At 59.8% G+C, this 19656-nt stretch carries 18 protein-coding genes; 8 read left to right on the forward strand and 10 right to left on the reverse strand.

The window, feature by feature from the left end; genetic code table 11:
• The first annotated feature begins 337 nt into the window (after window positions 1-337).
• A complete protein-coding gene (locus tag A6A03_RS19935) occupies window positions 338-652 on the forward strand; it encodes a hypothetical protein (RefSeq protein WP_245668804.1) in 315 nt (104 codons plus the stop codon).
• Between the two features lie 22 nt (window positions 653-674).
• Here the strand turns inward: A6A03_RS19935 and A6A03_RS03295 are convergent, their stop codons facing one another.
• Genes A6A03_RS03295 through A6A03_RS20270 form a run of 3 tightly spaced genes read right to left on the reverse strand, consistent with a single transcriptional unit; the run spans window position 675 to window position 3474 of the window.
• Window positions 675-1853 (reverse strand): glycosyltransferase family 4 protein, encoded by a 1179-nt coding sequence (locus A6A03_RS03295; protein ID WP_066783533.1) that lies wholly within the window; start codon window positions 1851-1853, stop codon window positions 675-677.
• A gap of 53 nt (window positions 1854-1906) precedes the next feature.
• On the reverse strand, window positions 1907-3178 hold the full coding sequence (locus A6A03_RS03300) for a lipopolysaccharide biosynthesis protein (RefSeq protein ID WP_066783534.1): 1272 nt from the start codon (window positions 3176-3178) through the stop codon (window positions 1907-1909).
• Window positions 3175-3474 carry a hypothetical protein gene (locus A6A03_RS20270; RefSeq protein ID WP_172812278.1) on the reverse strand — a complete coding sequence of 100 codons (300 nt, stop codon included), beginning with the start codon at window positions 3472-3474 and terminating at the stop codon, window positions 3175-3177. Before A6A03_RS20270 ends, A6A03_RS03300 begins: the two co-directional genes overlap by 4 nt.
• Before the next feature lie 480 nt (window positions 3475-3954).
• On the opposite strand from A6A03_RS20270, the gene A6A03_RS03305 reads away from it, so the two are divergent.
• A complete protein-coding gene (locus tag A6A03_RS03305) occupies window positions 3955-4440 on the forward strand; it encodes a hypothetical protein (protein ID WP_066783537.1) in 486 nt (161 codons plus the stop codon).
• A gap of 1 nt (window position 4441) precedes the next feature.
• On the opposite strand, the gene A6A03_RS03310 is transcribed toward A6A03_RS03305, so the two are convergent.
• Complete coding sequence (locus A6A03_RS03310; RefSeq protein ID WP_066783539.1) at window positions 4442-5959, reverse strand: YifB family Mg chelatase-like AAA ATPase; 1518 nt, start codon at window positions 5957-5959, stop codon at window positions 4442-4444.
• Between the two features lie 389 nt (window positions 5960-6348).
• On the opposite strand from A6A03_RS03310, the gene A6A03_RS03315 reads away from it, so the two are divergent.
• Entirely contained in the window at window positions 6349-7053 is a 705-nt protein-coding gene (locus A6A03_RS03315) for a hypothetical protein (protein WP_066783541.1), read from the forward strand.
• Between the two features lie 20 nt (window positions 7054-7073).
• On the opposite strand, the gene A6A03_RS03320 is transcribed toward A6A03_RS03315, so the two are convergent.
• The 5 genes from A6A03_RS03320 to A6A03_RS03340 all read right to left on the reverse strand — a co-directional run bounded on the left by A6A03_RS03320 (window position 7074) and on the right by A6A03_RS03340 (window position 12033).
• Entirely contained in the window at window positions 7074-8129 is a 1056-nt protein-coding gene (locus A6A03_RS03320; protein ID WP_066783543.1) for a magnesium chelatase ATPase subunit I, read from the reverse strand.
• A 510-nt stretch (window positions 8130-8639) separates the two neighbouring features.
• Window positions 8640-8924, reverse strand: a complete 285-nt coding sequence (locus A6A03_RS03325; RefSeq protein ID WP_066783544.1) for a DUF503 domain-containing protein — start codon at window positions 8922-8924, stop codon at window positions 8640-8642.
• Window positions 8925-8930: 6 nt separating this feature from the next.
• Window positions 8931-9599, reverse strand: coding sequence for an LON peptidase substrate-binding domain-containing protein (locus A6A03_RS03330; RefSeq protein ID WP_066783545.1), 669 nt, complete (start codon window positions 9597-9599; stop codon window positions 8931-8933).
• A gap of 2 nt (window positions 9600-9601) precedes the next feature.
• Entirely contained in the window at window positions 9602-10798 is a 1197-nt protein-coding gene (gene argJ, locus A6A03_RS03335; protein ID WP_066783546.1) for a bifunctional glutamate N-acetyltransferase/amino-acid acetyltransferase ArgJ, read from the reverse strand.
• 32 nt (window positions 10799-10830) lie between these two features.
• Window positions 10831-12033, reverse strand: a complete 1203-nt coding sequence (locus A6A03_RS03340) for a class I SAM-dependent rRNA methyltransferase (RefSeq protein WP_066783547.1) — start codon at window positions 12031-12033, stop codon at window positions 10831-10833.
• Window positions 12034-13137: 1104 nt separating this feature from the next.
• On the opposite strand from A6A03_RS03340, the gene A6A03_RS03350 reads away from it, so the two are divergent.
• From A6A03_RS03350 to A6A03_RS03370, 5 genes are all read left to right on the forward strand, one after another.
• Window positions 13138-14118, forward strand: a complete 981-nt coding sequence (locus A6A03_RS03350) for an aldo/keto reductase (protein ID WP_066783549.1) — start codon at window positions 13138-13140, stop codon at window positions 14116-14118.
• Between the two features lie 52 nt (window positions 14119-14170).
• Window positions 14171-15133 (forward strand): threonine ammonia-lyase, encoded by a 963-nt coding sequence (locus A6A03_RS03355; protein WP_066783550.1) that lies wholly within the window; start codon window positions 14171-14173, stop codon window positions 15131-15133.
• A 507-nt stretch (window positions 15134-15640) separates the two neighbouring features.
• Window positions 15641-15904, forward strand: a complete 264-nt coding sequence (locus A6A03_RS03360; protein WP_066783551.1) for a hypothetical protein — start codon at window positions 15641-15643, stop codon at window positions 15902-15904.
• Window positions 15894-16865: a ribosome small subunit-dependent GTPase A gene (gene rsgA, locus A6A03_RS03365; RefSeq protein WP_066783552.1), complete on the forward strand. Its 972-nt coding sequence runs from the start codon at window positions 15894-15896 to the stop codon at window positions 16863-16865. The genes A6A03_RS03360 and rsgA overlap by 11 nt, the downstream gene beginning before the upstream one ends.
• A gap of 66 nt (window positions 16866-16931) precedes the next feature.
• Window positions 16932-17480, forward strand: coding sequence for a GNAT family N-acetyltransferase (locus A6A03_RS03370; RefSeq protein WP_066783553.1), 549 nt, complete (start codon window positions 16932-16934; stop codon window positions 17478-17480).
• 388 nt (window positions 17481-17868) lie between these two features.
• On the opposite strand, the gene A6A03_RS03375 is transcribed toward A6A03_RS03370, so the two are convergent.
• Window positions 17869-19140 carry a glycosyltransferase family 4 protein gene (locus tag A6A03_RS03375; RefSeq protein ID WP_066783555.1) on the reverse strand — a complete coding sequence of 424 codons (1272 nt, stop codon included), beginning with the start codon at window positions 19138-19140 and terminating at the stop codon, window positions 17869-17871.
• Window positions 19141-19656 lie beyond the last annotated feature (516 nt).

The following is a 19656-nucleotide window of genomic DNA, read 5'->3' on the forward strand; positions in this document are numbered from 1 at the left end:
AGGGTACCATATCTACGGTCGAATCGACTATACTACGAATAGACTACCACCCATACGTTCTCTAGGTAACAGGCTTGCATTCAATCGTACTTGTGAGTAATATGAGGTCATAGCGGCACGTCATAGGGTTGACGTGGGAGATTTATGCTAGAGCATACTCACTCTTGCAGTTATAACTCGGAAAGCTCTTCCCTCATTATTACCTTGGAGGAAACCCTTGCGCACTATTGTCATCCTGCTCGCACTCCTCAGTCTAATAGCGTGCTCAGCAGCACCATCCACTCCCACACCTACTAACGCTCTGATTGTCCCTACCCCGGCAAGTGGACAGGCAGTTGTGGTTGGCCGGATCCTATCAAGCATTACCGGAAAGCCAATTTATCGCGTGCGCGTTGCTTTCGCTGAAGTGCTTCGCAACGAAGAGAGCGCTATTTATGTCGATGATGTCGCTTTCACGCCTGCGACGGAAACAGATACCGCAGGGCGTTTTGTCCTACCTGATTTACCGCCAAAGGAGTATGTCATTGTTGTGGGAGATCCTTTTGGGCTAAATGATGTTGTACGTAATAGCGATGGCTCACCGCGGATTTGGAAAATTGAAGCTGGGCAACAACTCGATGTCGGTGAGTTGAGGGTCAAAATCGAGTCATAGGACTCTCGATAATACTTTCGGGTTATTCGCCGTTTCTGCCCATCAACAAGCGGTAAAGCTGTTCATACTGGCGAGCGGCGGATTCAATTGTGAATTGGGTTGCGCGTTCGCGGGCAGCGGAGGCTAATCGGGCAGCTAAATCTCGATCGCAGGCCAATCGTACCATTGCCTGCGCCAGCGCACTAGGCTGGCGTGGTGGCACTAAGAGGCCGGTTTGCTCATGAATAATGAGATCGCGAGTGCCGGGAATGTCGGTAGCTACCACTGGCGTCCCTAATGCCATGGCCTCGAGAATGACGGTTGGCAATCCTTCCCACAACGATGAAGAGACCAGCACGTCAAAGCTAGCTATGATATTGATCACATCTGCCCGCGCTCCCAACCAAAAAACCGATTGATCGAGACCGAGTGCTGTTGCCTGTGCCTGCAAAGCTTGCGGCTTTGCACCATAGCCAGATCCAACGATGACCAATAACGCATGTGGCAACTGCGACCGCAACTGCGCAAAGGCTTGTAAAGCGTCAGGAATGCCTTTTTGTTCAGTTAGCCGTCCAACGAGGCCAAAGAGCAGCGCATCAGGCGCTAGACCTAATTCGGCGCGCAAGTTTGTTCCGGTACGCTGGCTCAGAGTTCGTTCGAGGTCGATCCCATTATGAATTAACCAGACTGGCTGGCGCCTGAGCCGGACGAGTTTCTGGCGCTCAAGACTGGTCACAATATCAGCCGAGACTCCTACCTGCGCCGAAACCAGTAATGCGTACAGAGCCGATGTAACGACGCGCAATGAGGGATGGCGCGGAAATTCGAGTGTGGTTTGGCATGTGCGGATCAACCGCATGCGTGCGGAGGTTAACCGTAATGCCATCCCTACGATACCGGCATATTCGCCGTGCGCATGGACAATATCAGGCTTAAGCACCGCAAACAGTGAACGCAACCGATGCCAAGCCATATAGACGGATCGCAACATTCGTGAATCAAATGGCGCGCCATAGTGTACCTCAATGCCGGAACTTCGCAACTCTGCTTCCCATTTTTGTTCGATTGAACGATGAAAGCGCCAGAGATTGACTACTTGCACTTGAAACTGAGAAGGATCTAACGCTTGGGCTAAGCGAATACTATAAAGCTCAAGACCACCACCCAAATCTCCTACAATCAACCCCGGAATGAGTTGTACGACTTTAGTTCGCTTATCCATAGCTAACCTAACACAATATAGCGATCCCTATCCAGCCCGCAACGATACAGTGATTAGAGCCGTTTCATCCGCAATGTATGGATGGCTCCTACCCAATAAAACACGCAGAGCACGGCTTCGACCGTGCTATAGGTCAGCGTTGCCCCGTCAAGACCGAAGCGAGGTATCAGGACTAAACCGCTAACGAGGCTTGCTACCATAACAATACTTTGAATGACCACCCGCAGCCGTTGCGCACCTAATGCCAGTATTACCGCCACAGCCACAAAACTAAGCGACTTGGCCAGCGGCACAATACTTAGCGGTTTTAACAGGGGAATAGTGGCATCATATTTCGTTCCATATACCAGACGCAACACATCACCACCAAACCACCAAAAGCCAATAAACATAGCTATGCCATACAGTGCGGCCATTCCAATCATACCAAGCAACAGTTGCCGGCGCTGGCGTTGATCAAGGCTAGAGCGACTAAGCATCGGCAAACCAACATTAAACATAGCAAGTGGCACAAGAAAAGTCATAGAAATAAGGTTAATAGCGGAACGAAACGTGCCAACAATTATATCATCAGTAAAAAATGCCAACATTGCAATTTGCGATTGCGAATAAATACTAGCTAATACATCAGACAGCACAAAAAAGCTAGCGCTTTGCATCAAATGGCCAAGGTGCAGCGGTCGCCATGAACCGCGCAGGTATTCAGCTAAGAGCACAGCCACCACAACAAGGGTTATGCCACTGACTATCGTTTGACCAGCTACAACTATCGCAACGCTCGGCGGCCAAATCATCAAGATCAGCACGAGCGCCAACAATAATAAGGAATCGAGACTTTGCAGAATGGCTACTAAAGAGTTGCGATTAACTGAATGCAATACGACATGGCCGGTACGAATATAACTCTCGGCAATGACTCCGAGCATACCTATAATTAAGAGCCAGCTAATCCCATCCTGTGACCAAGCTATAGTCATTGCGCCGATTAAGATACTTGCAGCAATAAACTTCAGAACTAGCAGACGGCGCACATTGAACGATAATTGATGAGGATCGCGACCACCCTCATGCAAGAGCCATGTATCGAAGCCAAAGCCAAGGAGATTTGCCATTAAGGCTAGCGTGGTGATCAATGTGGCATATTGCCCGTATAAAGCCGGACCATCGAAGTATCGAACCAACAAAATGCCGGCAATTGCACTAAGCAGGCGACTGAATAATGTCCCTGCCGTAACCACCGCGAATCCACGCGCTAGTACCGCTATTGTTGGTGGAATAATCCCGTTTAGGTAACGTTTGATTGCTTTTTGCTTTGATGTAATCATATTTTGATGGCAACAAGATGCATTGGCTCGTCGTGTCGCCGGTTTTGCCCATAACGATGCGGAATGCGCGTTGCGAAGGGCATTGCCTCCAAGCAGACCCATTGCAGCGTATCACGACGACGAATGGAGATAACTCGCCAGTTGTGCTTAATCAGTTTGGCGAGAAGATGGTTCATTTCTTCATTCTGATGAACGATCAGTTGGAAGCCATCGACCTGACAAACGGCGGTAACGTAGACCCAGTGCGGATAGAGCAGCAGATAGTGCAATACGAATGGCTTAAGTAACCGTCGCAAATAGCTCTTCCAGCGTCCTTGATAAATATAGTTCGCTGTAGCACCAAATGTGTGGATGCGAATTCGATACAGATACAAGGAGGGTACTACCAGCCCGTCGCATTCCAAAAACAACAAAACGTTGATGGTTCATAATTAGCAAATGTACTCCGATACGAGCAAAAATGAAACTATAGAATGCTAATTTCAAAATCAATTGCTATATCTTAAAATTTTGACAAGGCTAGTAACAACGCTGGTGAGTATACCAGACGAGCGAAACATTTGTCAATGTGGTTAGCTTGATTTGTAGGGCAGCGATGCGCCATCTTGCCGCAGAACGAGTCTTTCCCTAACCAAGGCTTCCATCTATGCAATATCCTACCGTGAACACCTCTCCAATAGCGCAGAAATCTGCATCCGGGTTCACGCTACCCAAGAGTGATGCGGTATACTCTATAAGGTGTGCAATGTGTATCCGTTCTGGTTAACGAGGTTCTTATGCGACGTCTACTCATTGGTTGGCTCTGCGTTCTGCTGTTAGCCGGATGTGCTAGTTCTCCAACGCCTGAACCAACTCCAACTGCTTCAGTAGCCTACCCTGCCCCGCAACCTGCATCGGACGCCACTACCACTGCTAGCTATCCGGGACCATCATCTAATCCCAACCAGCAACAGATACTGGCATTTTACATCGTCGAACCGGTGCGCGCTACTGATAACCAGTTGAACGGCGGCGGGCCGCCGCAAGCGCCAATTCGGATTGTCAATTTGTCGCGCAATAATGCTGTGATCGCGGAGACCGCCACAGGCGCGGATGGTCTGTTTAGCGTTCCGCTCCGCGATGTCGCTGCGGGAGATTCGGTGGCGATTGTGTTCAACGAACAAGCAGCGTCAGCCTACTCTCGCGAGCAGGTGCAACCGTTTAGCGTGCAGACGCTGCCTTCCGGTGAGTTGGTGATGAGCAGTGTGATAGTTTCACCCTAACTCACTCTCCTTGCCGGGGCCGGTATTGGATCGCTTCAGCCACGTGCGGCGCTGCTACCTGTTCGGCGCCAGCCAAATCGGCGATGGTGCGGGCCAGCCGCAATACCCGGTGGTAGCTGCGCGCTGAGAGGTTGAGCCGCTGCACGGCAGCTTTCAGCAACGCTTGGCCGGCGTTGTCCGGGGTGCAGAAGGCGCGGATTTCGGCTGGGCCGAGGTCGGCGTTGCTGTGGCAACGCGGGTGATCAAGCAACCGTTCGCTTTGGCGGCGGCGCGCAGCGATCACCCGCTCGCGCACGATTGCCGACGGCTCGCCGGGCAGGTGGTGGCTCAGTTTGTCGTAGTTGATCCGCGGCGCTTCGACGTGAATGTCGATCCGGTCGAGCAACGGCCCGCTGACCCGCCGTTGGTAACGGTTGACCAGCATTGGCGGGCAGTTGCAGGTGCGTTCAGGGTCGCCATGCCAGCCGCAGGGGCAGGGGTTTTGGGCCGCAACCAGCATGAACGACGCCGGGTAGGTGACGCTGCCATGGGCCCGGCTGAGTGTCACCACCCGATCTTCGAGCGGCTGGCGCAAGACTTCGAGCCGGTGGCCGAATTCGGGCAGCTCGTCGAGGAAGAGAATGCCGCGATGGGCCAGCGAGATCATGCCCGGTCGCACCCGGCTGCCGCCACCCACCAATCCGGCGGTGGAAACGGTGTGGTGTGGCGCGCAGAAGGGCCGTTCGCGCACCAGCGGCATATCGCGTGGCAGTTGCCCGGCGACGCTGTAGATTTTGGTCACTTCGAGCGCCTCGGTAAAGCTCAGCGGCGGCAAGATTGAGTGCAACGCCCGCGCTAGCATCGTCTTGCCCGATCCCGGCGGCCCGCTCATCAGCACATTGTGCCCGCCAGCGGCAGCCACCTCTAAGGCGCGCTTGACGTGCTCTTGCCCCCGCACATCGGCAAAATCCACATGCGGTTTAGGCGGAGGCGGCGTAAAACCAGTGACTTTGTGATACGGCAGGATCACCCGCGCGCCGCTGAGGTGTTCGACCAATTCGCGCAGCGAGCGCACCGGCATAATCCGCAACCCCTCGATCAATGCTGCCTCGGCGGCGTCTTCCACCGGCAGGTACATGGTGGCAATGCCGTGGGTACGGGCCACCGCCGCCATTGGCAAAATGCCGTCAGTATGGCGCAGCATGCCGTCAAGCCCTAACTCGCCGACAAAGACGGCATTGCTCAGATCGGCGTCGAGCTGGCCGGTGGCGATCAGCAGCCCGAGCGCAATCGGCAGATCGTAGGCCGGGCCGGCTTTGCGCAGATCGGCTGGCGCGAGGTTGGCGGTGATCCGGCGCATCGGGAAGCTCAGGCCGCTGTTGCGAATCGCTGCCCGCACCCGCTCGCGGCTCTCTTGCACGGCGGCATCTCCTAACCCTACCACGTTGAAGGCGGGCATGCCGGTGGCGACATCGACTTCTACCGCAACAAGAATGCCGTCAAGGCCGATCACGGCGCAACTATGGACTTGGGCGAGCATAGTTCCTCCAACCTTAAGGCGCAGAGTGAGCAAAGGCGCGAAGGATTTAACGCAAAGGCGCAAAGAACGCGAAGGTCACAAAGATGTTTAACGCAAAGGCGCGAAGAACGCGAAGATCGCAAAGAGTTTTATTGTTGTGGCATCTGCGCTGCGAACAACGCCACGTCTTGTAAAGCGCCACTTAGCCTAGCTGATTCGACAGGAGCAAGCCTCACTGTCAAGCAATACGTGCCTCTACTATAGATACTGCGCGAGATCGGCAAAAGATTCGCGGTGAGATGCCATTTGCCAATTCTTTTCCGGTTACGTTACCCCTATCTTGTCAATTGGTATGATATGCAATATAATGAACTCGTGTGTCAAGCTATTGAGTGAGCGGGAGGCGTGCGATGGAGATGGAATATTCGCTGGCGCTGGCGCTGGAGGATTACCTCCCGGTGATCTTTTCGCTGATCGGGGTGTGGTTTATTGCCCGCACAGTGTACCAACTCGACCGGGGACTGGGAATGATGGCGTTTGCCGGTTTGGGTTTGTTGGCGATCGGCGGCGTTCTCAAGGCGACGTGGAAGTTGCTGATGGCGATTAATGGTACTGATATTCCGCTATTCAGCCAAGCCCTGTTCCCAATGATTGCTCCCGGTTTTGCTCTGATCTCAACCGCGGTCTATGGATATACGCGCCAGTTGCGCGGCAAGCCGGCTATTGGCTGGCTATGGCTGGTGCCGGTGATCGTGATTGCGCTGTTTGTGGGTGGTTCGGCGTTGATTGCGTCGAATGGCGGGCCGTGGCGGGTGCCGCTGATTATGCTGGCGACGATCGGCAATGTGGCGTTGCTGCTGATGCTGGCGGTGGGTGCGTGGCGGCGCAATATGCGCGGCATCGCGGTGGTGTTTGTGGTGGTGTTGCTGGTTGTGATCGGTATGTCGCAGATGGCCAGCAACGTGCCGCAGACGATTGCGGTGCAGTGGTTTGAGCAGATTGCGCAGACGCTGGCCCAATTGGCGTTCTGTCTGAGCGCATGGCAATTGACGCAGCGGATGGCGCAAGAGGCGCCGGTGCGCCGGCTGGCGGTGGGGATGGCGTCGTCATCGTAGGGTCAAGGCATGCCTTGACCCTACGATGACGACGATGACGACGCTGTTTCGATCTGACGCACCGTGCTGCGCCGGCTCCGCCGGCGCGGCTGGTCTTCCGGCGGGAACAAGGCGTCTAACGCAGCGGTAATGGCTGCGTGCTCGGCATGCACCCCAGCGGTATGCTGCTCGAACCAGTCACTATGCCGCCACGTGAGCGCTAGCGGCGCGACGCGGCGAATATCTTCGGTGTTGACCACACTGCGGAAATCAGCGGCAGCGCGGGCCCGCGCCCCTTCGAGCAAGGCGATTTCGGCCCGGTGCGAGGGAATGCGCAACTGTTGCACCAGCGCCAGCGCCTGCTCTTCGAGTTCAGGCGGGATGGTTACGTGGGGCAGAATTTCGCGCGCTGCCATAATCTCTTCAGCGAGCGCGGCAGTCTGGGCAGCGTAGGCTTGGCGGAAAGCCACCGGATCGGTGCGAAAATCGCGCGCGCGCCGGTAGATTTCCAGCCGCGCGCGGTGATCCGTCACCGGTGCCACCCATACCCGCAGGCCGAAGCGGTCGAGAATCTGGGGCCGCAACGAGCCTTCTTCGGGGTTCATCGAGCCAATTAACACGAATTGGCTAGGGAAGAGCCGCACCATCGCGCCGCGCCGCACAAAGGTGCGGCCTTGCGCCGCTGCATCGAGTATGGCGTCCACGACCGCCTGATCGAGCAGGTTGATCTCATCGACATACAAGACGTTACCGTGAGCGCGCGCGAGAATCCCCTCTTCCAAGCGCACCACTCGCTGCTCGAGCGCAATGCGCTCGTTGATCCCTCCCACCACATCTTCCAGCCGGGCATTGAGCGGCAACTCGATCAACCGCATCCGCTCGACTACCGGCTGGCCTTCGCCGTCAGCCGGCTCACGAGTGACCAGCGGCATCAGATCGAGCAGGCTGCGGACTGCCGTCGTCTTGCCGACGCCGTACGGTCCGCTGAGCAGAATGCCGCCGATCTGCGGGTTGATCAGACCAAGAATGAGCGCGGTTTTGAGTTCGGTCTGGCCAACCATTGCCAGCAGCGGAAACGGATGGATGTCGTCGGTCATAGGCTTATCCGGCCACACAAATATCTTCCGTCCTGAGTGCCTTTGGTGATATTATCGCACACTCGCGAGAGAGATGGGTCGAGGAACTGCTTCTGCTCTCTCGCTTGTCATTGCGAGCCGTGCGGAGTGCGGCGAAGCAATCTCCCCCCGAGCACGGATTGCATCCACTCAGGCATGGGTGCCGCTGAAGCGGGAGATTGCTTCGGGGGCTCCGCCCCCTCGCAATGACAAGAGGGGGCGGGAGAAATGTGCTGCGGGGTTCCTTCCGCTGAAGCGGGAGATTGCTTCGGGGGCTCCGCTCCCTCGCAATGACAAGAGGGGGGCGGGAGAAATGCGCTGCGGGGTTGCGCTGCGTTCGCCGCTTGTCATTGCGAGCCGCGCGGAGCGCGGCGAAGCAATCTCCCCCGAGCACGGAAACTGCCCCTTTCCGCTGAAGCGGGCGATTGCTTCGGTCGGGCGACACCCGTTGGGCGGGGGCCGCCGCTCCCTCGCAATGACAAGAGGGGGGCGTTACAACATCTCAATCTCGTAGGTCAGGAGCGGGCAATCGGGCCGTTGGCGCTCGATAAAGCTGACCACGGCTTCGAGCTGGCGCTGGGCATGCACCTGATCGGTCGCCACCACTGCCACACCAAGAACCGCGCTCTGCCAGCGGTTTTGATCATCGACTTCGGCCACCGAGACGTTAAATTCATTGCGGATGCGGGCAATCAGCGACCGCAGCACCTGCCGCTTCTCTTTCAACGATTGGGCCGCGGCAATGTGGAGATGGATAGTGCAAGAACCGATAATCATCGCCGTTCAATTAAGACTATTCCAACCGCCTAACATACTCTGCGGATCAACCCCCTGCGGGCCGCGCGGCAAGATCGCGAGTTCGGTGCGCAGCGCCGTGATCAAACTCCGCAAGCGGGCAGTCACATCAGCTTCGAGCCAGCGTTGCTTCTGGGCCGGATCGATCTGCAACCGGTCGGCAAGCGCGTAACTGAGCCGGATCGGTTCGAGCGGCAACTCTTCCACCTCGATCTCAACCCCGGTAATGGCGGCAACCCGCTCCCAATAGCGCTGGTAGACGGCGCGCAATTCGGTGGCGGCAGCAAGGGTTGCGCCATCAACCCGATCGGGCAACAGCTTGACTTGCGCCACCAGATAGGGGGCTTGTTCGACGATTTGGGTGATGCGAAAGCGCTGCTGGCCAACCACTTGCAACAGATAACGGCCATCTTCGAGGCGGAGATGCTCTTGAATCACCGCTACGGTGCCGATGTCATAAGGTTCAGGCGCAATTGCCATGCGCCGGCCCTCGATCACCTCATGGCCACGCCGCAGCAAGACGATCCCGAACGGTTGATTGGTCGATAAGCAGCGCCCAATCATCAACCGATAACGCTCCTCGAAGATGTGCAAACTCATCGTACCGCCGGGGAAGAGCAGCGTGCCGAGTGGAAACAAGGGCAAAGTCTGTTCCATAACTACCCATCCGTCCACGTGCAGGTCCAGACGGTGGTTTCAGCCAGCCCAAGGTTGAGATCGATCACCAATTCAACCTCTGGGCCGGACATCGTCTGCACCAAAGCGGTTGCATCAAACGGCACCGGCGCGCCGCGCAGCATCACCGGCACGGTGCCGATGCGCAGATCGAGCAGGTCGGGGCGCAATTCGACGGCGCTGGCGCCGATAGCGGCTAGCAATGCCCCCCAATCGGACGAATTACGCCGGCAGGCCGCACGCACCGAGCCGGATCGGGCCACCGTGTGGGCGATGGTCTGCGCAGTCGTTTCATCAATTGCACCTTGCACCACCACCTTTATCACTTTACCAGAACCGGCAGCATCGCGCACGATTTGACCGGCCAAATCGGCGCAAAGATAATCAAGCGCCTCTTGGAAGACACCATATTCCCACGAACTCGAGTCAGTAATCGGCGGATGGTCGATCGCGCCGTTCGCTAAGATGATTACGCTATCGTTGGGACTGCAATCGCCATCGATATTGAGCCGGTTAAACGAACGTGACACGCTCTGGTGGAGGGCGCGTTGCAAGAGCGGCTGGCTGATCGCCAGATCAGTTGTAATCAGCACGAGCAGCGTTGCTAGCCGCGGGTGGATCATGCGCGTACCTTTGGCCATACCGGCGAGGGTAAAACGCGGGCCGTTGCGCAGCGAAACGCGCAACACGCGCTCTTTGGGGCGCGTGTCGGTCGTCATGATGGCGAGCGCAGCGCGGCGACCACCATTGCTATCCAGCTCGCTGACGGCGCGGCGGATGCCGTTGCGCATCCGCTGCATCGGCAACGGCACTCCAATAATGCCGGTTGACATCACTAACACCGAGTCGCGTGGCACTTCTAGCTCATCGGCAGTGATCTTAGCGCACTCGATAGCGTCATTCAGACCGGTTTGGCCGGTGCCGGCATTGGCCTGCCCGGCGTTGATCAGCACTGCCCGAATCGCATCGTGGTTGCGCAGCAAGATGGCTTGGCTGAGAAAGACCGGCGCCGCCTTGAAGACGCTGGTCGTAAATAGCGCCGCGGCCCGGCACGGGTACTGCGAATAGACCAACGCGAGATCACGCGCTTTGCTGCCCTCTTTGAGACCAGCCGAGACGCCGGTCGCGCGAAAGCCGGTCGGGCTAGCGATGTGACCATCTTCAAAAATGGTGAAGTTCATAGCTACTCTACATCAACAAGAACAGCATTAGTTTACCACACCCGGCAGATCAATCCTTTGAGGTATTCAGATTCAGGAAAACTGAGCAACACCGGATGATCGGGCGCTTGGGCCAGCCGTTCGAGAATCTGCACATCGCGGCCAGCATCAATTGCAGCGCCAAAGATGATTTTTTGAAAAAGATCAGCAGAAACGAGCCCTGAACAGCTAAAGGTGGCGAGGATGCCACCCGGCCGGATGAGGTGCAAGGCTTGCAAGTTGATATCTTTGTAGCCGCGGGTGGCGCGTTCGAGATGGGCCTGCTGGTACACGAACTTTGGCGGATCGAGAATCACAACATCGAACTGGCGCTGCTCGGCCCGGTAACGGCGCAGGATGTGGAACGCATCACCCTCGACAAACTCAGCCGGTGTCGTTACCTTATTCAGGCGGAGATTGTCGGCGGCCAGCGCCAGCGCATCGGCGCTCGCGTCAACGAGAGTGAGGCGTGTTGCACCGGCTTTGGCGGCGGCCAGCGCAAAACCGCCGGCATACGAAAAGCAATCGAGGGTATCGGCGCCGGCGCAGTAGGCTCCGACGCGGGCATGGTTGATCGCCTGATCGAGATAGATGCCGGTCTTTTGGCCGGCGGGCAGATCGACGAACATGCGCACACCGCTAGCCGGCTGGCCAAGCGCCGTGATTGGCGTCACCGGCAAGCGCGGCGGCATTTCACCCCAACGTAAGCCAACCGCGGGCGGCAAATCTTCCTTCTCGCGCACCTCGGCATCGCTGCGCTCGTAGATGCCGCGCGGCGCGAGCAAATCGGCTAACGCCGCCACGACCTGCTCGGCGCGCACCGCCATGGCTTGCGTCAGCAGTTGGATGGCGAGGTAGCAGCCGTAGCGATCGACAATCAAACCGGGCAATCCATCCGCTTCGCTAAACACCAGCCGGCACGCGGTCGAGGGATCGATCAGCCAGCGTTCCCTTCCGCTTACTGCACGGGCGATCGTCTCGCGCAGCCACGTCTCATCGAGCGGCTGGGATTTATCCCACGTCGCTAAGCGTACCCGCAGTTGCGAGCGGCCGCTCCAGAAACCGCGCGCAAGCCAACTGCCATCGCTGGCGCAGACATCAACCACGTCGCCGGGGGCAGGGTTGCCGCGCACGTGGGCGATCGCGCCAGAGAAGACCCATGGATGCCGTTGGATGATCGGCCGTTCGCGGCCAGCATGGACGGTAACAGTTACCATAGTAGACTAACTCTATCACGCGCCTGCGGCCCGGTCAAGCGGCAGGGAGGGCTGGTTGTTTTACCGCCGGGGGCGCAGGGGCGGGAGCAAGGAGTGCGGGCCGCTCGCCCGCCAAGAGACCCCGGATGGAAGTTTTACCGCAGGGGTCGCCGAGGACGCGGAGAGGAAGGGGGCAGGGAGGGCGGGCCGCTCGCCCGCCGGAACACCGTACCGCCGAGGGTGCAGAGAGGTTTTTTACCGCCGAGGGCGCAGAGGACGCGGAGAGGAAGGGGGCAGGGAGGGCGGGCCGCTCGCCCGCCGGGCAACCCTACCGCCGGGGGCGCGGAGGATGGTTTTTACCGCCGGGGGCGCCGAGGACGCGGAGAGGAAGGGGGGCAAGGAGCGCGGGCCGCTCGCCCGCCAAGAGACCCCGGATGGAAGTTTTACCGCCGGGGTCGCCGAGGACGCGGAGAGGAAGGGGGCAAGGAGCGCGGGCCGCTCGCCTGCCAAGAGACCCCGGATGGAAGTTTTACCGCCGGGGTCGCCGAGGACGCGGAGAGGAAGGGGGCAAGGAGCGCGGGCCGCTCGCCTGCCAAGAGACCCCGGATGGAAGTTTTACCGCCGGGGTCGCCGAGGACGCGGAGGTCGTCTTGTGCTACCGGTTCGCTGGCGCTGTTTCTCTGGGCCAAACATGGTCTTTGAGTTCGTTATCGCGCAGGCAGCGCTCCCGCTCACGCTTCAAGGGCGAACAGAACCCATGAGCGCAGATGCGGTTGATGGCTTTGAGCTAAGCCGGTTCACCCTCACCCCCAGCCCCTCTCCCGTAACACGGGAGAGGGGAGGGCAGCGCCGAGCGTTACGGCATCACACAGCGATCAACGGTTTGCTCGACTAACTGTTCTGTCAGCTCCTCAACCGCTCACGCAGGGGATTGCTACGGGCGCTCCGCGCCCGCGCAATGACAGAGCGGGCCGAATCCGTTTATGGTTATGGAGTGCGGCAGTGGTACTGCCGCATAAATAAGCCATACCCAACGCCGCCCCCCCCGCTTCGCTCAACATCAGACTCGTCAACTTTTGTTATGATACAGGTATCACCCGCAGTTGCAAACGACAGGAGCTAACCATGCAATATACCCGCTTTGGTTCGACCGGCATGCAAGTGTCGCGTATCTGTCTCGGTTGTATGAGCTACGGCTCGCCGGCGTGGCGCGAATGGGTGCTCGACGAAGAGGCCAGCCGTCCGTTTATCTTTCGCGCGCTTGAACTCGGCATCAACTTCTTTGACACTGCCGATATGTATTCGCTGGGGGTGAGTGAAGAGATTTTGGGTCGCGCCATCCGCGATTCGGGAGTTAGCCGCGACGAGCTGGTCATTGCGACCAAGGTCTACCAGCCGATGAGCGACCGGCCCAACGACCGCGGCCTCTCGCGCAAGCACATTATGCAGGCGATCGATGCCTCGCTGCGCCGGTTGGGCATGGATTATGTTGACGTGTATCAGATTCACCGTTGGGACTACGAAACGCCGATTGAAGAGACGCTCGAGGCATTAAACGACGTGGTGCGGGCGGGCAAGGCGCTCTACATCGGCGCGTCGAGCATGTTTGCGTGGCAGTTGGCGAAGGCGCTGGGCATTCAGGAACGGCGCGGCTGGGCCCGCTTCGTTTCGATGCAAAATCACCTCAACCTCGTCTACCGCGAGGAAGAGCGCGAGATGTTGCCGTTGTGCCGCGACGCCGGCTTGGCCGTCATTCCATGGAGCCCGCTGGCGCGCGGCTTTCTCACCGGCAACCGGCCGCAAGGCACCGGCGCGGCGACGGTGCGCGGTCGTTCTGACACCATTTCGCACGCGATGTACGATGCCAGCGACTACGTGATTGTCGAGCGAGTGAGCGAGATTGCCCGCGAGCGCGGGGTGAGCAACGCCCAAATCGCGCTGGCGTGGCTGTTGCACAAGCCGGAAGTGACAGCGCCAATCATCGGCGCAACCAAGATGTACCAGCTCGAAGAGGCGGTCGCGGCGCTTGACGTGCAGTTGACGCCAGAGGAGATCAAGCGGTTGGAGGAACCGTACCGGCCAAAGCCGATCCGCGGCCATGCGTGAGCGTGCGCGGCAGTTATACTGCCGCACGCCAGATTGTTGACAGGCATATTCTATGCAATTCCCCATTACTCCCGCTGACATCGTGGCCGCTCGCCGCCGCATCGCCGGCATCGCCCAACCGACGCCGCTCGAACTCAGCCGGCCACTGAGCGCACTGATCGGGGCTGAGGTTTGGCTCAAGCTGGAACTAGCCCAAGTCACCGGCAGTTTCAAGCTGCGCGGCGCAGCCAACGCGCTGCGCCAACTACCGCCGGGCACGCGCATCGTGGCCTGTTCGGCAGGCAACCATGCCCTTGGCATCGCCCATGCCGCCGCAATGACCGGCCACGCTGCCACGCTGGTCGTGCCGGCCACTGCCTCGCCGGCCAAGATCGCCGCCTTGCGCCGGTATCCGGTTGAGCTGATCTTGCACGGCGATGGCTACGCCGCTGCCGAAGCCGAGGCGTTGCGGCTGGCCGCCACCAACGGCTGGCAATTCGTCTCGCCCTACAACGACCCAGCCGTAATCGCCGGTCAAGGCACGCTGGCGATTGAAGTGTGGGAAGAGTTGCCCGCGGCTGACACGGTGATCGTGGCGGTCGGCGGCGGCGGGTTGGCCAGCGGCGTAGGCATCTGGGCCAAAGCGCTCAACCCGCGCATCTGGGTAATCGGCGTGCAAGCGGCGGCATCGGCGGCAATGGCGGCAGCCTTGCGCGCCGGCAAGGTCGTTCCCGCGCCTGACGAACCGACATTGGCTGATGGACTGGCTGGCGGCATTGATCCAGAAACCATCACGCTGCCGATTTTGCAGCAAACGCTCGACGAGATGGTGCTGGTGGACGAAGCCGCGATTGCCCGCGCAATGCGCTGGCTGCTCGACGAACACCACCTGATCGCCGAAGGCAGCGCCGCAGTGCCGCTGGCCGCCCTCTTGGAAGGCCAGATCGGCGATCCGCGCGGGAGACGGATCGTCGCGCTGATCTGCGGGCGCAACGTCGCCAGCGCCACCTTGCAGCAGATTGTGATGGCTGGATAAGCTGTTCGCATTCGGGCCTGATTTGGATGAATGGGACACGGATTGGCACAGATTAAGACGGATCAACACGGTTGTTTCGATCCGTGTCAATCCGTCCCATCCGTGTTTATCCGTGTCCCATTCCTACCATCCCGCCAAAGTTCAGTCTAACGGCTGAGCCAACCTGCATTGACAGACGCTTGCCGGCATGCTATGCTGCACGGGCAAGAGTTCATTTGTATTCCGGTCAGAGGAGGCAGCCATGACACACATCATTCACGTACTCACACTTACAACGGTCGTGATGGTGTCGAGCGACTCCGCTGGCACAGGAGGGGCTTCACACAGCGCGGGCTAAACAGGCATTCACCTGTTATACCGGCGGGCTGTGGGAAGCTGACCAAGCGCCTACAGCCCGCCTTGTTTTGAGGCTGTGGCGCAAGGCAACCCACAGCCTCTTTTGTTCCCTCCACCCAGCGGGCGTTCGACGGAGCGGGTTCTCGCAGCAAGCGTGAAAGGAAATGTGAGATGACGGATCACAACGCCATCGTTACCGCCGCCGATCGTAACCAACCGTCAGAGGTGGAGGGAACTACCGTGATTATTCTAGAGCGTGACGGCTCATTATCATACCATCCGCCCAAACGCGGGCGGAACCAACAAGCATCTACAATCCTAGCCGCAGCGACGCCAGCCGAACTACCGCCGGCGTCGTTGATCGAACGAATTGTGAGCATGGCCTTTGATCTACTGGGGGTGAACCGGCTGGAGGTGCGCGTCGATGAGTCGTAAAGCAGCAGCAGAACTGGTCGAACAAGCGCCGGCCACCGCCACCAACCGGCTGACCGGCGCCGTCTTGCGAGCGCAGAGCGGCTTCTTCTGGGTCAAGACCGAGCAGGGCATCCTTGAATGCCGGCTGCGCGGGCGGCTCAAGAAAGAGCGCCAAGCGACCGATCTGGTCGTGATCGGCGATCAAGTCGAGGTGACGCCAGTCGGCAACGGCCAAGGCGCGATCGAGGCCGTCTTGCCGCGACGGAGCCGGCTGGCGCGCCGGGCCGCCGGGCCGCGCGGCGCGTATAAGGAAGACGTGATTGTCGCGAATGTCGATCAGGTCTTGCTGGTCTTTGCCTGCGCCAAACCCGAATTCACGCCGCGCATGCTCGACCGCTATCTGGTGATCTGCGAACACAGCGAATTACCGGTCATCATCGTCGCTACAAAGATCGATCTGGTCGGGCAGGAAGCAGCGGCGGCCATGTTCAAGCCCTACGAACAGATTGGTTATCCGGTCGTCTACACCAGCATCATCAGCGGCGAAGGCATCGCCGAGCTGCGCGAGCGGCTGATCGGCAAGATCAGTGTCGTCACCGGCAAGTCAGGTGTTGGCAAGAGCAGCCTGCTCAACGCGATCCAACCCGGCCTCAACCTGCGCACCGGTGAGGTGAGTGAGCGATTGACTAAAGGTCGCCATACCACCACCGTCGCCGAACTAATCCCGCTCACCATGCCGGGGGGCGGCTACGTCGCCGACACGCCGGGCATTCGCGAGATCGGGTTGTGGAACCTGCCGGCGGAAGATTTAGCGTGGTGCTTCCGCGAATTTCGCCCATTTTTGCGCGATTGCTATTTTGCCGGCTGTACACACCTGCACGAACCGCATTGCGCCGTGCGCGAAGCGGTCGAGCGCGGCGAGATTTCGGCAGCGCGGTACGACAGCTATGCGCGTTTGATGAATAACGAGGACACCCCGTAGGGACACAGCGCTGCTGTATCCCGCCAGCGCCGCTTGACCGCTTGGCGTTCATAACAGGTGCGCACGATGAGCGAACGATCACGACCCGTCATTATGGCCGGCGAAAAAGTCTTTCTCAGCCACGTCTTGGCGGAAGATGCACCACTCTTGGCGCAGTGGTTCGCCGATCTGGAATTCACGGCGCTGTTAGGCCAACAGGGGCGCAGCAGCACCCTCGAACAAGAACAGCAGTGGATTAGGGAAAACGCTACGACGCGCGATGACCAATGCACCTTCGCGATCATGCTGCGCGACAGCGAGCGGCTGATCGGCACGTGCAGCCTGTCTAACATTAATCTGTTGCACGGCATTGCCGAACTCGGCATCGCGATCGGCGATAAAACGGCGTGGGGGCAAGGCTATGGCCGCGAAGCGGTGCGGCTGCTGGCAAGGTATGGCTTTCGCTACCTCAACCTGTACAACATCCGCTTATGGGTGCATAGCTTCAACGAACGGGCCTACCGGGCCTACCTGCGGGCCGGCTTCCGCGAAGCTGGCCGGCTCAGTGGCGCGACGCTGTTCGATGGCCGGCGCTACGATCGGATTTTGATGGAACTGGTGCGGGAAGAGGGGTAGAGCGGTAGCGGTCAAGGGTGGCGCAGCTTCCGCCTGTCATTGCGAGGGGGCACCCCTCCCCGGCTGTCATTGCGAGGGCGCAACGCGCCCACAGCAAACCCCTCCTCCTTCCCGTTTGTCATAGTGAGGGGGCCTTACCCCACTGCGCATCTCTCCCGCTTCCCGTTGTCATTGCGAGGGGGTGGGGCGACCCCGCGTAGCGGGGCGCCCTGCCCCCGAAGCAATCTCCTGCTTCAGCGGAACACCTGCCTGAGAGGATGCAATCCGTGCTCGTGGGAGATGGCTTCACCGCGCGGAGCAGAGCGATGCTCTGCCCCTACGCGCGGATCGCAATGACAGAGGGCAGGAAATCGCCTCACCCGTGCGCCTACCGCTGCGCAACTGCTCCCTACTCCCCTGCCCTGACATGCTCACCGTACAACGGGCGAATCCGGCGGTAGACCGCATCCCACGTCAGTTCGCGCCAGACCCGCGCCTGCCCAGCGGCTCCCATCGCCCGCGCCAGAGCCCGATCACGCAACAGCCGGTCGATAGCGGACGCGATTGCGGGCACGTCGCCAAACGGCACCAGCAAGCCATCACCCCCATGCCGGATGACTGCTGGCACACCGCCGGCCCGCGCGCCGATCACCGGCACGCCGTTGCACCACGCTTCGAGGTAGGTGATGCCAAAGCTGTCGGTGCGCGAGGGTTGCACATAGACATCGGCAGCAGCCAGCGCGTCGCGGCGAGTGGCGTTATCGACATAGCCGAGCACTCGCACCCGCGCCTGCTCGGCTGGCGTGAGCGCCTCGACTGCTGCCTGAAAGCCGCCAAAGGCTGGGCCGCACTGTACCCACACCGCGTCGCTGCCCTGCTGCCACAGCCGCCGCATTGCCGCCAGCGTATGCACCGCCCCCTTATCGAACGCCGCTACCCCCAAACTCAGCACAACCGGCCCGGTAATCCGGTGCGCGGCGCGAAACCGCTGGCCATCACCGCCGGTCACTTCAGCAGGCGTCACCCCCGCGCCAACGGTGACGATCTTCCCGGCCGGCACCCCGCGCCGGATGAGATAGGCTCGTTCGATATCGGTCATCGTCGCCACCCGCGTCGTCTGCCGCAATAGGTCAATTTGGTGCGGCATCGCGTAGTAGCGCACCACCTGCTCGCTCCCCGGCTCACCCACATGCACGAACGGCGTGCAGAGATGGGGAATGCCGCGCTGCCGCGCCCACCGCGCTACCGGCAGCAGTGCAAAGTCGAGGGTAATGTTGGTGGTATGCACCACTGCCACATCGGCCAACGCCGGATCGGCCAGCGTCGCCGCCAGATCGGGCAACTGCGGGGTGAGTGTAGCCAGCCGGCGCAAGAGCGGAACGCTGGGCCGGCCCAGCCGGCCTAGTTCGACCATCAACCGGCGAATGATCGGGTAGAGCAGGGCCGGGCCGGGCAAGCGCCGCACTGCCAGCCGCCGGATCTGCACGCCATCGTGAGCGCCGGTTGGCTCGGCGATCCGCCGTTTGCCAGCCATCCAAAGGTATTCAAGGTCGAAGGCATCGGTAGCCAGCACCGTCACCCGATGGCCTTCGGCTACCAACCGCGCGCCGATCTCTTGAAAATAACGGGCCGCGCCGCTCGGCGCCGGCCAATAGAGCTGCACAACGTGGAGGATATGCATGGAAGTTGGCTAGCCACAAAAAACGCAAAGAATGCTGACAAGATTATAGCTGTCATTGCGAGGGTGCAACGCGCCCGAAGCAATCTCCCGCTCCCCGCCTGTCATTGCGAGGGGGCACAGCCCCCGAAGCAATCTCCCCCTTCAGCGGAACGGATGCCTTACACGTACAGATCCCGTGCTCGCATGAGATTGCTTCGCCGCGCGGGGGCAGAGCATCGCTCTGCCCCTACGCGCGGCTCGCAATGACAATAGGAGCGCGCGGCGCGCTGGGCCAGTGTACCCTCACCCCCATCCCCTCTCCCGCGTTGCGGGAGAGGGGCGCTGCTGCCTGCCGTGCGAACAGTGCCTGTCCCTTCCCCGCCGCGGCTCCCCCGCTCCCGCCGTCAGGTGGGAGCGGGGGCCGGGGGGTGAGGGCCATAGCCCGCGTAGCGGGCTTCGTAACCCCAGCCCGGCCCTTCAGGGCCGGGTGCCGGACAGATGTGCTGTCTGCCCTTGAACCTGTCATTGCGAGGGGGC

Source organism: Chloroflexus islandicus (genome assembly GCF_001650695.1).
In the GTDB taxonomy this organism is placed as follows: Bacteria; Chloroflexota; Chloroflexia; order Chloroflexales; family Chloroflexaceae; genus Chloroflexus; species Chloroflexus islandicus.

What these genes read in the sequence shown, in the direction of transcription:
- A6A03_RS03295 (WP_066783533.1), bottom strand. Translation starts at nt 1,853, where the DNA reads ATGGATAAGCGAACTAAAGTCGTACAACTCATTCCGGGGTTGATTGTA.
- A6A03_RS03355 (WP_066783550.1), top strand. Translation starts at nt 14,171, where the DNA reads ATGCAATTCCCCATTACTCCCGCTGACATCGTGGCCGCTCGCCGCCGC.
- A6A03_RS03350 (WP_066783549.1), top strand. Translation starts at nt 13,138, where the DNA reads ATGCAATATACCCGCTTTGGTTCGACCGGCATGCAAGTGTCGCGTATC.
- A6A03_RS03330 (WP_066783545.1), bottom strand. Translation starts at nt 9,599, where the DNA reads ATGGAACAGACTTTGCCCTTGTTTCCACTCGGCACGCTGCTCTTCCCC.
- A6A03_RS03305 (WP_066783537.1), top strand. Translation starts at nt 3,955, where the DNA reads ATGCGACGTCTACTCATTGGTTGGCTCTGCGTTCTGCTGTTAGCCGGA.
- argJ (WP_066783546.1), bottom strand. Translation starts at nt 10,798, where the DNA reads ATGAACTTCACCATTTTTGAAGATGGTCACATCGCTAGCCCGACCGGC.
- A6A03_RS03325 (WP_066783544.1), bottom strand. Translation starts at nt 8,924, where the DNA reads ATGATTATCGGTTCTTGCACTATCCATCTCCACATTGCCGCGGCCCAA.
- A6A03_RS03300 (WP_066783534.1), bottom strand. Translation starts at nt 3,178, where the DNA reads ATGATTACATCAAAGCAAAAAGCAATCAAACGTTACCTAAACGGGATT.
- A6A03_RS03315 (WP_066783541.1), top strand. Translation starts at nt 6,349, where the DNA reads ATGGAGATGGAATATTCGCTGGCGCTGGCGCTGGAGGATTACCTCCCG.
- A6A03_RS03320 (WP_066783543.1), bottom strand. Translation starts at nt 8,129, where the DNA reads ATGACCGACGACATCCATCCGTTTCCGCTGCTGGCAATGGTTGGCCAG.
- A6A03_RS03375 (WP_066783555.1), bottom strand. Translation starts at nt 19,140, where the DNA reads ATGCATATCCTCCACGTTGTGCAGCTCTATTGGCCGGCGCCGAGCGGC.
- rsgA (WP_066783552.1), top strand. Translation starts at nt 15,894, where the DNA reads ATGAGTCGTAAAGCAGCAGCAGAACTGGTCGAACAAGCGCCGGCCACC.
- A6A03_RS03370 (WP_066783553.1), top strand. Translation starts at nt 16,932, where the DNA reads ATGAGCGAACGATCACGACCCGTCATTATGGCCGGCGAAAAAGTCTTT.
- A6A03_RS03340 (WP_066783547.1), bottom strand. Translation starts at nt 12,033, where the DNA reads ATGGTAACTGTTACCGTCCATGCTGGCCGCGAACGGCCGATCATCCAA.
- A6A03_RS03360 (WP_066783551.1), top strand. Translation starts at nt 15,641, where the DNA reads ATGACGGATCACAACGCCATCGTTACCGCCGCCGATCGTAACCAACCG.
- A6A03_RS03310 (WP_066783539.1), bottom strand. Translation starts at nt 5,959, where the DNA reads ATGCTCGCCCAAGTCCATAGTTGCGCCGTGATCGGCCTTGACGGCATT.